This is a genomic window from Actinomycetospora sp. CA-084318 (genome assembly GCF_050955885.1).
In the GTDB taxonomy this organism is placed as follows: domain Bacteria; phylum Actinomycetota; class Actinomycetes; order Mycobacteriales; family Pseudonocardiaceae; genus Actinomycetospora.
Genome location: NZ_CP192098.1, coordinates 422,895 through 436,374 on the forward strand (window position 1 = coordinate 422,895; position 13,480 = coordinate 436,374).

At 74.8% G+C, this 13,480-nt stretch carries 12 protein-coding genes; 2 read left to right on the forward strand and 10 right to left on the reverse strand.

The annotated features are described in order from the left end of the window. Nucleotides 1-2: 2 nt before the first annotated feature. The 5 genes from ACQPYX_RS02070 to ACQPYX_RS02090 all read right to left on the reverse strand — a co-directional run bounded on the left by ACQPYX_RS02070 (nucleotide 3) and on the right by ACQPYX_RS02090 (nucleotide 7,734). Nucleotides 3-848 (reverse strand): SDR family NAD(P)-dependent oxidoreductase, encoded by an 846-nt coding sequence (locus tag ACQPYX_RS02070; RefSeq protein ID WP_433801246.1) that lies wholly within the window; start codon nucleotides 846-848, stop codon nucleotides 3-5. A 150-nt stretch (nucleotides 849-998) separates the two neighbouring features. Further along, nucleotides 999-2,009: a YihY/virulence factor BrkB family protein gene (locus ACQPYX_RS02075; RefSeq protein WP_433801247.1), complete on the reverse strand. Its 1,011-nt coding sequence runs from the start codon at nucleotides 2,007-2,009 to the stop codon at nucleotides 999-1,001. A gap of 14 nt (nucleotides 2,010-2,023) precedes the next feature. Continuing rightward, nucleotides 2,024-5,479, reverse strand: coding sequence for an indolepyruvate ferredoxin oxidoreductase family protein (locus ACQPYX_RS02080; protein WP_433801248.1), 3,456 nt, complete (start codon nucleotides 5,477-5,479; stop codon nucleotides 2,024-2,026). A 119-nt stretch (nucleotides 5,480-5,598) separates the two neighbouring features. Then, a complete protein-coding gene (locus ACQPYX_RS02085) occupies nucleotides 5,599-6,432 on the reverse strand; it encodes an alpha/beta fold hydrolase (RefSeq protein WP_433801249.1) in 834 nt (277 codons plus the stop codon). An 84-nt stretch (nucleotides 6,433-6,516) separates the two neighbouring features. After that, nucleotides 6,517-7,734, reverse strand: coding sequence for a PucR family transcriptional regulator (locus ACQPYX_RS02090; RefSeq protein ID WP_433801250.1), 1,218 nt, complete (start codon nucleotides 7,732-7,734; stop codon nucleotides 6,517-6,519). 127 nt (nucleotides 7,735-7,861) lie between these two features. On the opposite strand from ACQPYX_RS02090, the gene ACQPYX_RS02095 reads away from it, so the two are divergent. Further along, nucleotides 7,862-8,629, forward strand: a complete 768-nt coding sequence (locus ACQPYX_RS02095; protein WP_433801251.1) for an SDR family NAD(P)-dependent oxidoreductase — start codon at nucleotides 7,862-7,864, stop codon at nucleotides 8,627-8,629. Here ACQPYX_RS02095 and ACQPYX_RS02100 read toward each other — a convergent pair whose 3' ends face one another. The 4 genes from ACQPYX_RS02100 to ACQPYX_RS02115 form a co-directional block, all read right to left on the reverse strand. Beyond that, nucleotides 8,630-9,673 carry a YihY/virulence factor BrkB family protein gene (locus ACQPYX_RS02100; protein ID WP_433801252.1) on the reverse strand — a complete coding sequence of 348 codons (1,044 nt, stop codon included), beginning with the start codon at nucleotides 9,671-9,673 and terminating at the stop codon, nucleotides 8,630-8,632. A 29-nt stretch (nucleotides 9,674-9,702) separates the two neighbouring features. Continuing rightward, nucleotides 9,703-10,356: a DUF2461 domain-containing protein gene (locus ACQPYX_RS02105; protein WP_433801253.1), complete on the reverse strand. Its 654-nt coding sequence runs from the start codon at nucleotides 10,354-10,356 to the stop codon at nucleotides 9,703-9,705. 28 nt (nucleotides 10,357-10,384) lie between these two features. After that, the gene (locus ACQPYX_RS02110) at nucleotides 10,385-11,803 is read right to left on the reverse strand and encodes a DEAD/DEAH box helicase (RefSeq protein WP_433801254.1); all 1,419 of its coding nucleotides are present in this window, start codon (nucleotides 11,801-11,803) and stop codon (nucleotides 10,385-10,387) included. A gap of 145 nt (nucleotides 11,804-11,948) precedes the next feature. Further along, nucleotides 11,949-12,470: a hypothetical protein gene (locus tag ACQPYX_RS02115; protein ID WP_433801255.1), complete on the reverse strand. Its 522-nt coding sequence runs from the start codon at nucleotides 12,468-12,470 to the stop codon at nucleotides 11,949-11,951. 126 nt (nucleotides 12,471-12,596) lie between these two features. Between ACQPYX_RS02115 and ACQPYX_RS02120 the strand changes: the two genes are divergently transcribed. Continuing rightward, entirely contained in the window at nucleotides 12,597-12,821 is a 225-nt protein-coding gene (locus tag ACQPYX_RS02120) for an FmdB family zinc ribbon protein (protein ID WP_433801256.1), read from the forward strand. Between the two features lie 81 nt (nucleotides 12,822-12,902). Here the strand turns inward: ACQPYX_RS02120 and ACQPYX_RS02125 are convergent, their stop codons facing one another. Next, complete coding sequence (locus tag ACQPYX_RS02125; RefSeq protein ID WP_433801257.1) at nucleotides 12,903-13,343, reverse strand: hypothetical protein; 441 nt, start codon at nucleotides 13,341-13,343, stop codon at nucleotides 12,903-12,905. Between the last annotated feature and the right edge of the window lie 137 nt (nucleotides 13,344-13,480).

Below are 13,480 nucleotides of genomic sequence, written 5' to 3' on the forward strand. Positions count from 1 at the left end.
GGTCAGCTCCCGCCGAGCACCTTTCCGCCGAACCGCACCAGGGCGGCCGGGTAGAAGCGCGGCACGAGGCGCACGAAGAGGTCGACGAACTTCGCGTCGTTGCCGACGAGCACGCGGGGCTTCCCGCCCTCGACGCCGTCGACGATGATCCGCGCGGCCTGGTCGGCGGGCATCTTGAGCAGCTTCTCGTTGTAGGTGCGCGTCCGGGCCTCGTCGGCGGCCGTGGTCCGGCCGGCGGCGGAGCCGCGCTCGAAGGCGGCCGTCGCGATGTTCGTCTTCACGCCGCCCGGGTGCACCACCGTCACGCCCACGGGCGCGCCGCTCGCCAGCATCTCGGCGCGCAGCGTCTCGGTGAAGCCGCGGACGCCGAACTTGGCCGTGCAGTAGGCCGACATGCCCGGCTGCGCCATGATCCCGTTCAGCGAGGACACGTTGACCACGTGACCGTCGCCCGAGCGCACGATCGCCGGCAGGAACGCCTTGGTGCCGTTGATGACGCCGAAGAGGTTGATGCCGAGCACGGTGTCGTACTCCGACCACTCGCCGTCGAGCACCGTGCCGGACGAGGCGATGCCGGCGTTGTTGTAGACCTGGTGGACCACGCCGTAGTGCTCCTCGACGGCCGCGGCGTAGGCGACGACCGCGTCCCGGTCGGCCACGTCGAGCCGTGCGGTGTGCACCTCGGCGCCGAGGGCCTTCGCCTGGTCGGCGGTCTCGGTCAGGCCGGTCTCGTTGACGTCGGAGATCGCGAGCCGCGCCCCCCGCCGCGCGAGTTCGAGCGCGAGCCGGCGACCGATCCCCGATCCGGCCCCGGTGACGACCGTGACCTTGTCCCGCACGCTGCTCATCGCTGTCGGCCTCCTCGACGTGGTTGGTACGAGTCCGTACCGCTGCCCGGACGGTACGTCAGCGTACCGTCCGGTGCAAGCGACGGTGCGGCGTTCCTGCCACTGGATGACAGCAACGACGCTTCGCTGCCACGAGGAGGGGGGCACGGATCACGGGTCCGGCCGCTCCTGCCCGCGCGGCGGCGTGGCCGTCGGGTCGAACTCGACGTCGATGGTCTGGAACGACTTGAGGCGTTCGGCCGCGGCGTAGGCGGCGTAGGCGCGCTCGTCGGCCGGCGTGGTGTCCGTGTCGTCCGGGAACGCCGAGAGCAGGCTGCGGGGGTACAGGCGCAGCACGCGCACCGTGTTCACCTCGGCGCAGAACAGGGCGACGACCGCGCTCAGGTAGATCCAGGCGAGCAGGCCCAGGACGATGCCGAAGACGCCGTAGCTCGCGTTCATCCCGCTCAGCTGGTAGCGCACGAGGTAGGCACCGAGGGTCTGCAGCAGGTACCAGGCGACGGCCGCCACCACCGCGCCCGGCAGCACCTGGCGCATCGTCAGGGCCCGCGGCGTGAGCAGACGGAACGCGAGCACCACGAGCGCGGCGTTGAGCGCGATCCCGACGAGCGTCAGCACCACCTCGCCCAGCCCGGCGAGCGGGGTCGGCAGGCCCGGGAGGAGCGCAGCGAGCGCGGTCAGCCCGGCCGCGAGGCCGATGGCCAGGGCGAGCACGACGACGGCGAGCGCGCCCCGGCCGTACGCGGTGGGCAGCGCCGGCCGCTCCGCCTTCGGCACCACCCACATCCGCGCGAAGGCGTTCTGCACGGCCACGGTCACGCCGAGGCCGCCGTAGAGGCTGACGACGATCCCGACGACGAGGGCGCCCACGCTGCCCTGCAGCGAGCGCACGTTCTCCCCGATCTGGTCGCCCACGATCGGGAAGTTCCGCAGCGCCGAGTTCACCAGCGCCTGCTGCAGCGCCGGATCGCCCTGCAGGACGAAGCCGAGCACGGTCAGCGCCAGCAGCAGCAGCGGGAACAGCGAGAGGAAGCCGTAGTAGGTGATCAGCGCGGCGAGGTAGGTGCCCTCGTCGTCGATGAACTTCCAGAGCACCGCGAGCGGCAGCCCGGCCCAGCGGTGGCGGCGCTGGAAGTCGTCGAGCGCGCCGACCACACCCACGGTTCCTCCAGCGGTCAGCCCAGCAGGTCGTCGCGCCGGGCGCGGAAGCGCTCGACGTTCCGGAGCTTGACCTCCTCGTACCCGCGCACGACGTCCGGCAGGCCCGCGATCTCGAGCACCGTGTCCACCGTCAGCCCCGGGAGCCGGTCCACGGCCGTCCGCACCGCCTGCTGGTACTCCCCGACGAGCTCCCGCTCCACCCGGCGCACGCCCGCGAGCCCGAAGACGTCGAACGGGGTGTGCCGCAGCCGGCGCGCCGCCCGCAGCCCGCGGAACGCCACGTCGGCCGTGCGGCCCCGCAGCCGGATCTTGCGCTCCATGCCGAGGGCGCGGAGCACCGGCGGGTGCAGCATCACCGAGACGTCGGCGTCCGCGCCGTACTCGGCCTCCCGGCGGGCGACCTCGACCGGGTCGAGGTGCAGCCGCGCGACCTCGTACTCGTCCTTGTAGGCCATGAGCTTGTGCAGCCCGCGGGCGTAGGCGGCGCCCACGCGCGACCCGTCGTCGGGACCCGCCGCCCGGGTCGCGAGCGCGGTGACCCGCCGGACCTCCTCGGCGTAGCACGCGGCGTAGGCCGCGTCCTGGTAGCCGGTGAGGTCGGCGATGCGGGTGGCGAGCACGTCCTCGAGCCCCTCGACGGTCCCGGCCAGGGCGGCGGACGCGGGATCGACGGTGACGACGGCCGGGGCGGCCGGGATCGCGGCGGCGAGGACCGCCTCGGGGTCGATCGCCGCGGCCCGGCCCCACCGGAACGCGGCGAGCGAGGTCTCGACCGCCGCGCCGTTCAGCCGGATCGCCTGCTCGACCGCCTCCGCCGACACCGGGACCACGCCGTGCTGCCACGCGGCGCCGAGCAGCAGCACGTTGGTGGGCAGGTGGTCGCCGAACAGGGCCTCGGACAGGCGCTGCGCGTCGACGTGGTGCACCTCGGCGGTCACCGCGGCGAGCTTCTCCAGCGCGTCGTCGGGGGAGCCGGGCAGCACGACGCGCCCGGTGACCATGGCGGCCGTCGGCGTCAGCGAGGTGTTCACGACGGCGACGGTGTGTCCGCTGCGCGCGACCCCGAGGGTGGCCGGGTCGGCCGCGCCGAGCAGGTCGAACCCGACGATCACGTCCGCGCTGCCGCGGGAGGCGCGCAGGGCGCCGTCGACCGGGTGCTTGGCGATCCGGACGTCGGAGACGACCGGTCCCCCCTTCTGCGCGAGCCCGACCTGCTCGAGCCCGGCCGCGAACGACCCGTCGAGGTGGGCGGCCATCTGCAGGATCTGCGAGATCGTCACGACGCCCGTGCCGCCGATCCCCGGCATCCGGAGCAGGACCTCGTCGGGCAGGGTCCGCTCGACCGGCCCGACGAGGCGCACCGGCAGCTCCGGGACGGCGCGTCGGGTCACCGTGCCGGGCTCCACCAGCAGGAACGACGGGCAGTCGCCCTTGAGGCAGGAGTAGTCGGAGTTGCACGACGCCTGGTGGATGCGGGTCTTGCGGCCGAACTCCGTCTCCACCGGCAGCACCGACAGGCACGTCGACACGTCGCCGCAGTCGCCGCAGCCCTCGCACACCCGCTCGTTGATCACGACCCGCTCGGTGGCCGCCGGCAGCTCCCCGCGTTTGCGCAGGCGGCGCTCCTCGGTGGCGCACCGGTCGTCGTGGATGAGCACCGTGACGCCCTCGACGCCGGCGAGCTCGCGCTCCGCGGCGGCGAACCCGTCGCGGTGGCGGACGGTCGCGATCGGGTCGAGCTCGCCGCGGCCGTACTTCGCGGGCTCGTCGGTGGTGACGACGATGCGGCGGACGCCCTCGATCGCGAGCTCGCGGGTGATGGCGGGGACGTCGAGGCGGCCCTCCGCGCGCTGCCCGCCGGTCATCGCGACGGCGTCGTTGTAGAGCAGCTTGTAGGTCATCGACACCCCGGCGGCGACGGCCGCGCGGATCGCCAGCGAGCCGGAGTGGTGGAACGTGCCGTCGCCGATGTTCTGCACGAGGTGGCGGTCGTCGGTGAACGGGGCGAGCCCGATCCACTGCGCGCCCTCGCCGCCCATCTGCGTCATGCCGACCTGGTGGCCGCGGTGCGCGGTGTCCAGGGCGACCATGGCGTGGCAGCCGATGCCCACCCCGACGAGCGTGTCGTCGTCGGTCCGGGTGGAGGTGTTGTGCGGGCACCCGGAGCAGAAGTACGGCGTCCGTGTCGGGGTGTCGGCCGTGGTCAGCGGGATGCGCGAGGGCCGCGGCGGGGTGAGGGCGTCGAGGTGCGCGACGGCGGCCGCCGGCAGCTCGGCGCCGAGCCCGACGAGCCGGGCGGCGACGGCCTTCGCGACGTCCTCCGCCGCCAGCTGGGCGCGGGCGGAGAGCAGCGGGCGGTTCCGGTCGTCGCGGCGGCCGACGACCCGCGGCGCGGGCACGGTCCCGTACAGCGCCTGCCGGACGTGCCCCTCGAGGAACGGCACCTTGTCCTCGACGACCAGCACCTCCTCCAGGTCGGAGGTCATCGCGGCGAGGGCCTCGTGGTCGACCGGGAACGGCATCGCGAGCCGGACCAGCCGGACGCCGAGCGCGTCCAGCTCGGACTCGCCGAGCCCGAGGTCGTCCAGCGCGCGCACCACCGTCGCGTAGCTCGTCCCGGAGGCGACGACCCCGAGGCGGGCGCGGCGCGCGCTGAACGCGATCCGGTTCAGCCCGGCGTCGCGGGCGTACGCCTTCGCGAGGTCCAGCCGCCGGGTGAGGACGTCGTGCTCGGCGTCGAGCGCCGAGGGTCCGACCAGCGCGGCCGGCGCGGGACGGATTCCCGACGGCGGGTCGGGGACGCCGAGGACGTCGGGCGCGAGGGCGCCCAGGTCGACGGTCGCCGAGGCGTCGGCGACGTCCGCGATGATCTTCAGGCCGGTCCAGAGCCCGCTGGCCCGGGAGAGCGCGACGGCGTGCAGCCCGAACTCCACGATCTCGGCGACCGACCCGGGCGCCAGCAGCGGGAGCGACAGGCTCGCGGCCATCGGCTCGCACGAGCTGGGCACGGTCGAGGACTTGCTCGCCGGGTCGTCGCCGATGAGCGCGACCGCCCCGCCCTGTGCCGCCGTGCCGACGAGCTGGCCGTGGCGGATCGCGTCGGCCGCCCGGTCCAGGCCGGGGTTCTTGCCGTACCAGAACCCGACGACGCCGTCGTGGCGCCGACCCGGGACGCGGTCGAGCAGCTGGGACCCGGCGACGGCGGTCGCGGCGAGCTCCTCGTTCACCCCGGGCGTGAACACCACGCCCGCCGGGTCGAGGTGGCGCCGGGCCCGCCCGATCTCCGAGTCGAACCCGCCGAGGGGCGAGCCCTGGTAGCCCGAGACGAACACCCGGGTGTCCAGGCCCCGCGCCTCGTCGAGCCGACGCTGGTCGAGCAGCAGCCGCACCAGCGCCTGGATCCCGGTCATCAACGCCCGCCCGCTCGTGGCGGTGTAGCGGTCGTCGAGGGAGACGGTCGTGCTGCTCATGGGCGCCCCTGCCGTCGTGGTGGAGCCCACATGCCATCCGACAGGTCTCCGCGGCGCAACCTTCCGCGGCCCCTGGTCCCGAAGGACGCAAAGGACATCGACCAGCAGCGCCCCGACGGCTACTTCGTTGCGTCGAGGAACTCCCCCAGGACGGCGTTGAACCGCTCCGGGTTCTCCAGGAACGGGAAGTGCGAGTCGGCCTCCGCGACCGGGAACACGTACAGCCGCGCGTCGGGGATCTGCTCGGCGATGTACTCCTGCGACGACGGCGCGACGTGGCTGCCGTCGCACCCGATCACCAGCGTGGGCACGTCGACGCGCGGGAGGACGTCGCGCCAGTCCTGCGCGCAGTGGTCGAACAGCAGGGGGACCCCGGCGTAGGCGGGGGTCGAGCGGATCTCCTCCCGGACGAACTCCCAGAGCTCCGCCCGCGGTTCGCCGGAGAACATGGAGCGCACGAAGTCCTCCCGGGTGGCGTCGCCCTTCTCGCCGGCGAGCTCCCCGCCCAGCCCGAGCAGGCCCGCCACGTCGAAGATCGCGCCGCACTGCGTCTGCTCGGTCCGGCTCATCCACGGCACCGCGGCGACGGCGGCCGGCTGGTCGACCGCGACGAAGCGGCGGACCCGGCCGGAGCCGCGCTGGTCGAGGTAGCTCCAGCAGACCGAGGCACCCATGGAATGGCCGAGCAGGTCCACCTCCGCGGCCCCGAGGTGGTCGAGGAACTCGTGGAGATCCTGCGCGAGACGCGCGATCCGGTAGCCGTGGTGCGGCTTCTCGGACACCCCGTGCCCGCGCTGGTCGAGCGTGACCACGCGGCGGTCGAGCCCGTCGAGCTGACCGCGGAACATCGCCTGGGTCTGGCCCCAGCCGTGGAGCATGACCAGGGGCGTCCCGGAGCCGCCGTTGTCGCGGTAGGTCAGCGTGACGCCGTCGGCGGTCGTGAAGGTCGACATGGGTGGAGCCTGCCCGGGACGTGACCCACGCCACGACCGACCGTTGTCGGAGGCACGCCTCGCCGCCGTCCTCGTTCTGTCGAGTCAGCCGCGTCCCTCGAGCAGTTCGAGGGCCCGCAGGCCCTGGTGCAGCACCAGCCGGTCGTGGCCATCGTCGAGATCGGTGCCGGTGATCTCGGCGATCTGACGCAGCCGGTAGTACAGCGACGTCCGGTGCAGGTGCAGCCGCTCGGCGGTCCGCGGGACCGACCCGGCGAGGTCGAGGAACACCTCCAGCGTCGTCCGCAGCCGGGGGCCGGACTCGTGCTCGACGAGGCGGCGCAGCGGCTCGGGCACGAGGTCGGGGCCGACCGCCTCGTCGGGCAGGCGCAGGAGCAGCGCGTGGTCGGCGACGTCCTCCCACCGGGCCGCCTCCCCGTGCCGGGCGAGGCACCAGGCGCCGCGGACGGCGAGCTGCGCCTGGTCGGCCGATCGCGGTGCCGCGGGCAGGCCCCCGACGTCGGCACCGACGCCGGCGCGGACCGCACCGGCGGGTCCGACGGCGGACCGGACGGCGGCGACGAGCCGCCGTGCGACCGCGCCGACCTCGTCCCGGTCCGCCGGCCGCGGCCCGACCTCCACGAGCCGGACGCGCGCCCCGGCCACCACGGCGACCCCCGGTCGCACACCCCGACGCAGGTGGGCGCCGACGGTGCTGCGGAGCGCGCGCGTCAGCTCGCCCGGTCGGACCGGGCCCCGCGCCTCGACGACGGTGACGACCGCGTGCGGCGCGTCCGGCAGGCCGCCCGCGACCAGCGCGCGGTGCGCCTCGGAGCGCTCGTCGGGTCCGCCGTCGAGCAGGGCCGCGGCGTGCCGTTCCGTGGTCGCCGAGGTGCGGGCGGCCTCGAGCTCCCGGTCGGCCAGACAGCCCCCGATGACGGCGGCGGCCGCGCGGAGCCGGTCGAGCTCGTCCGGGGTCAGCGTCGAGTCCGCGTCGATCACCAGCATCAGGCCGAGCAGGCGCGACCCCTGCCGGATCGGCACACACACCCGGCGGCGGAGCCCGAGCGCCTCGTCCGGGGGGACGACCCCCGGCTCCGTCCACGTCGCCACACCCAGCCCGAGGACGTACGCGGCCACGTCGGCGCCGGGGTCGCGCTGCAGCACCGCCCGCACCCGCACCGGGTCCTCGTCGGCGAAGTGCCTGGTCACGTGCAGCAGGTGCATGCCGGGGTCGTTGACGACGACCGACCGGCCCAGCTCGTCGGCGAGCTCGTCGACGAGGCGCTGGACCTCGTCCACCGCGCCCGCGTGCGTCGTCATGGGGTGCACCTCCTCGCGGAGGCATTCCTACAGAACGAGGAGCGACCGGGCGACGGTCCCGTCCACGGACGGTCGTCCGAGCGGGGCGCCCACGGCACCGTCGCGCTCCGACGGAGGGAGGTCCGCGATGCCCGATCTACGGGGCCGGGTGGCCGTGGTGTTCGGCGCGGGCTCGAGCGGCACGGCGATCAGCAACGGCCGGGCGGCCGCGCTGGCCTACGCGGCGGCGGGCGCGGCGGTCGTCGCCGTCGACCGGGATCCGGAGCAGGCGGCGCTCACGGCGCGGCAGGTCGTCGAGCAGGGCGGTCGAGCGACCGGCGTCCGGGCCGACGTGACGGTGGAGGACGACGTCGTGGTCGCCCTGGACGCGGCGGCGGACGCCTTCGGGCCGGTGACGATCCTGCACAACAACGTCGGCGTCGCGACGCCGCTCGGGCTCGTCGACCTCAGCCGCGCGGCGTGGGACGCGGCGCTGGCGGTCAACGTCAGCGGCGTCTTCCTCACCTGCAAGCACGCCGTCCCCCGCATGGTCGCGGCGGGCGGCGGCGCGGTGGTCAACGTGTCCTCGGTGGCCGCGATCCGCCACCCCGGCTACGACTACCCGGGCTACATGGCGGCGAAGGCCGCGGTCGACCAGCTGACGGTGTCGGTCGCCCTGACCTACGCCGCCCACGGCGTCCGGGCCAACGCCGTGCTGCCGGGTCTGATCGACACCCCGCTGGTCGGCGACCAGATCGGGGACGAGGCGGCGGCCCGGGCCCGCCGCAGCCCGACCGGCCGGTGCGGCACCCCCTGGGACGTGGCCAACGCCGCCGTCTTCCTCGCCTCCGACGACGCGGCGTACGTCAACGGGGTGTGCCTGCCGGTCGACGGCGGCCTGACGGCGCGCTGCTGATCACGGCGTCAACGCGTCGTCCGCCTTGACCGCGCCGCGCCGGCCCATCGGCTCGGCGGTGCCCCTCGTGGTGTCGGCCGCCGTCTGGTACTCCGACTCGGAGTTCACCTCGGCGCCGAGCAGCACGATGTAGCTGGTCAGGTACATCCAGAGCATGAGCACGATGACGCCGGCCAGGGCCCCGTAGGTCTTGTTGTAGCTGCCGAAGTTGTCGACGTAGACGCTGAAGACCACGCTGCCGACCACCCAGAGGACGGTCGCGAGCACGGAGCCGAGGGTGACCCACCGGAAGCGCGGCGCGTCGCGGTCCGGCGCCGTCCGGTAGAGCACCGCGAGCGCGACCACCATGAACAGCACCAGCAGTACCCACCGGACCACCTGGCCGACGACCTGACCGACGGGGCCGAGGACGTCGAGCACGATCGGCGCGACGGCCACGAGCGCGATCGCGACGATCACGAACACCACCGCCCCGAGCGTCAGCAGCAGCGCGAGCGCCCGCAGCTTCACGGCGCCGCGCGTCTCGGTCTCGTCGTAGGCGATGTTGATGGCGGCCATGAGGTTCTGGGTGCCGCTGGAGGCGCTGAACAGGGCCGCGAGGGCGGCGATCACCAGGCCGGTCGTCAGGCCGCCGGTGCTGCCGGTGACCACCGACTGCAGCTGGTCGGCGACGAGCGGGCGCGCGCTCTCGGGCAGCGCCGCGGTGACGCTCTCCAGCGTGCGGGCGGCCTCGGCCGGGTCGGCGACGAGGCCGTAGAGGGACACGAGCGCGATCAGCGCGGGGAAGATCGCGAGGAAGCCGAAGAACGCGACGCCGCCGGCGAGCATGCTGACGTTGTCCTTGCTGCCCTCGGCGAACGCGCGCCGCAGGATCTGCCACCAGCCCCGCGGCGGGATCTCGGTGGGTCTCTCGGCGGTCCCGCCCGGAGGTCGCTCCGGGCGGTCGTCCGGAATCGGACGGTCGGTGGGCGGGTGCGGGTGGCGCACTCCCCGGGCGACGCTGCGGGCGACCAGCCCCGCGGCGAGCATCCGCGCTGGGTTCATCGCCGCTGGTACCCGGGACGCCCCGCGGGTCACCGTCGTCGTCGGGAACTCTCCGCGGCGTCGTCGAGGGTGACCCCGACATGGGCGTTCAGCCACTCGGCCAGCGGATCCATCCGCCGCCAGGCCCCGGCGACGCGCTCGGCGAGGGCGGGGGTGTGCAGCTCCTCGGACGGCTCCCACGCGGTGTGGGCGTAGAGCGAGCGGTGGCGCAGCAGGTCCAGGCGCGGGTGCTCCGGGTCGGTGCCCCGCGGGCGGGTCTTGAGGCGGTCGCCGCCGATCGCGTACCCGTCGTCGTGCAGGCTCGCGACGATCCGCTCGAGCTCCGGGCCGTGCCGCTCGTCGTCGACGGCCGCGCGGTAGCGGGCGACCTGGCCGGGGACCATCGCGTAGTAGCCGGCCGCGACCATGATCCCGTCCGCCGAGAGCTGGACGTAGTGGGCGCCGGCCGTCGCGCCGCACTGCGTCTTGTAGGGCACCTTGTCGGCCGAGAACCGCACGTCCCGGTACGGCCGGAAGATACGGCCCTCGCCGAACTCGGGTTCGAGGGCGAGCAGCAGGGCCTGCATCGGCGCCCGTACGTGCTCGTCGTACAGGTGCTTGTTGTCCTGCCAGTAGGCCTTCGAGTTGTCGGCCTCGAGGCCCTCGTAGAAGTCGACCGCCGCGTCGCCGAACCCCGTGAACACGGACGACGACGCTAGTACGGCGGCCGGCTCAGCGGCTGCGGCGCCCGGAGCCGCCCGCGGAGGCGGTCTGACCGCCGCGGGTGCCGCGACGACGACCACCACCGGCCGCCTGCCCGCTCGTGTTCTGGCCGCCGGAGCTCTGGCCGCCGCCCTGCGGGGCGCCCCCGCCACGGCCGCCGCGACGACGCGGACGGCCGGAGCGCGTCGAGGTCCCCGACGACGGGCGGGCCTGCTGTTGCGGAGCCTCCACCTCGGGCATCGCCGCGGGCGGGGCGGCCTCCCCGACGAGGTCGCGGATCTCGCGCGCCCCGGGGGAGACCTGCGCGGTGCGCGGCTTGATCCCGGCCTGCCGGGTCAGCTTCGCGACGTCCAAGCGCTGGTCCGGGGCGGCGAGGGTGACCACGTCGCCCGCCGAGCCGGCGCGGGCCGTGCGGCCGGAGCGGTGCAGGTACGCCTTGTGCTCGGCGGGCGGGTCGACGTGCACGACGAGCGCGACGTCGTCGACGTGGATCCCGCGGGCCGCGATGTCGGTGGCGACGAGGACGCGGACGTCGCCGTCGCGGAACCACCCGAGGTTCCGGTCGCGGGCGTTCTGCGCGAGGTTGCCGTGCAGCTCCGCGGCCGGGATGCCGGACGCGGCGAGCTTGCGGGAGAGCTTGCGCGCGGCGTGCTTGGTGCGGGTGAACAGCATCGTGCGGCCGAGACCGCCCGCGAGCTCCTGCACGATCTGCGCGCGGTCGCCCGGCGCGACGGTGAAGACGTGGTGGGTCATGTCCGGCACGGGCTCCGCGGCGCGGTCGACGCTGTGCGTGACCGGGGACCGGAGGAACTCCTTGACCACCTTGTCGACCTCGCCGTCGAGCGTGGCCGAGAACAGCAGGCGCTGGGAGGTCGTCGGGGTGCGGCGCAGGAGGCGGCGCACGGCGGGGAGGAAGCCGAGGTCGGACATGTGGTCGGCCTCGTCGAGCACGGTGACCTCGATGTGGTCGAGGTCGAGCACGCCCTGGCCGATGAGGTCCTCGAGGCGGCCGGGGCAGGCGATCAGGAGGTCGACGCCGCGGCGCAGCGCGTTCTCCTGGGGGCGCTGCCCGACGCCGCCGTAGACGACGGTCTGCTCGAGGCCGAGCGCCTCGGAGAGCGGGGCGAGCGAGTCGCGGACCTGGCTCGCGAGCTCCCGCGTGGGCAGCAGGATCAGGCCGCGCGGCCGGTTGGGCCGCGTCGGCGCGTCGCAGCGGGCGAGCTTGGCGAGCACGGGCAGCCCGAAGGCGAGCGTCTTGCCCGAGCCGGTCCGGCCGCGGCCGAGGACGTCGCGTCCGGCCAGGGCGTCGGGGATCGCGGCGGCCTGGATCGGCGTGGGCTCGGTGATGCCGCGGGGGGCGAGGAGCTCGGCGATCGAGGGCGAGATGCCCAGGCCGGTGAACGTGGTGATGTCAGAGATGAGGAGCACCTAGCGTCGGGGTGGGTCCGCCCGGGCGGTGCCCGCGTGTCGCGAGGGCCAGGCGGCGTGCGCGCCACGCATCAGGTGGTGTCGCGCTCGTGACCGAGTGTCGCACGTTGATCGTCCGGGGTGCTCCCGAACGTGATGCTCGTCCTCAGCGGCGCACGCTGACGTGGACGTGGTCGTAGTGCCCCCCGGTGGCGTCGCCGGGGTCGTACACGCCCCCGCCGTCGTACGGGCGGCCCCATCCGTCCTGGTCAGCGGTGCCGCGGTACCAGATGCGGCCCTGCCAGATGACGTAGCGCACGCGCAGCTCGGTGGCGTTCTCCCGCAGCCAGGTCGCCATCGCCCACCCGGCGGCGAGCTCCTCGCCGACCGGGAACCGGCCGGACCGCGTGGGGAAGAAGTCGCACGCGCGGCCGGCCGGGTGGTCGCTCGACGGGTTCCACGCGTGCTCGGACCAGCAGCTCGTCCCGCGCAGGTCGTCGCCGAACCGCGCGACCGCGGCGTCGTGCAGCCGCGACGTCGTCGGCGTGAGGCAGCCCTGGTCGCTCGTGGGGTCGGGCTCGCTGCACGGCTCGGGCGGCGGGGGCTGTACGACCTCCCACACGTCGGCGGCCGTGAACCCGCGGCTCTGCACGAACCAGATCGCCCCGGCGGCCAGGAGGGCGAGCACCAGGACGGCGACGAGGGCACGGGTGGCGGTTCGGGTGATGTGTCCAGGATAGGAAGGTCGGTGGTGATCCGGCCGTGAGCACGCGAGCCGCTTCCTGACGACGGGCGGCGCGCCTAGGCTCGCGGGATGGCGGTGTACGAGTTCCGGTGCCGGGAGTGCGGGTCGACGTTCGAGGTCAACCGGCCGATGCAGCAGGCCGGCGACCCTGCGGCCTGCCCCGACGGGCACTCCGACACGGTGAAGCTGCTGTCGACGGTCGCGCTGGGCGGGAAGGCCCGCACGGCGCAGCGTCCCGCCATGGCCCCGTCGGGCGGCGGCGGTGGCTGCTGCGGGGGCGGCTGCTGCGGCTGACGGCCGCACACGGATCGGTAGGCGCCGGCCGGGAGGACGAACCGGGTCCGACGGACCCGGTTCGCGACGAGTCGTCCCCGGCTACGGCGCCGGAACCGCGGGCGCTCCCGGCACGGCCGGTGCCCCCGGCACGGCCGGGACGCTCGGCACGGCCGGCGCTCCGGGAACGGCCGGCGCGCCCGGGACGTTCGGCACGGCCGGAACGTTGGGTACGGCGGGTGCCCCCGGCACGGCGGGCACGCCCGGCACGGTCGGCGCTCCGGGAAAGGCCGGCAGGTCCGGCGCCGCGGGCGCACCCGGCACGGCCGGCGCGCCCGGGACCGCGGGCACGCTCGGGACCGCGGGCACGCTCGGCACCGCCGGGGCACCAGGGACACCTGGCACGCCCGGCACCGTCGGCGGAGTGACCTGCCCGGCCACCGCCGCCGTCGCCGGCAGGACGGCCGCGTCGGCGACGGGCGCCGCCACCACCGCCGCACCGATCGCCACCGTGGCGGCAGCGGCCAGGATCTTGACTCGCATGCTTCCCCCGATCGAAGTACGCCGCTGGAGCGTTAGGCCCCAGACCTCGGCGGTGATCAGCAAACGCGGCGTGCGTGATCGCGACAAGTGACGGCGACACGCCGCACTCGATCGTGCGGATCGGGCCGTCGACGCTT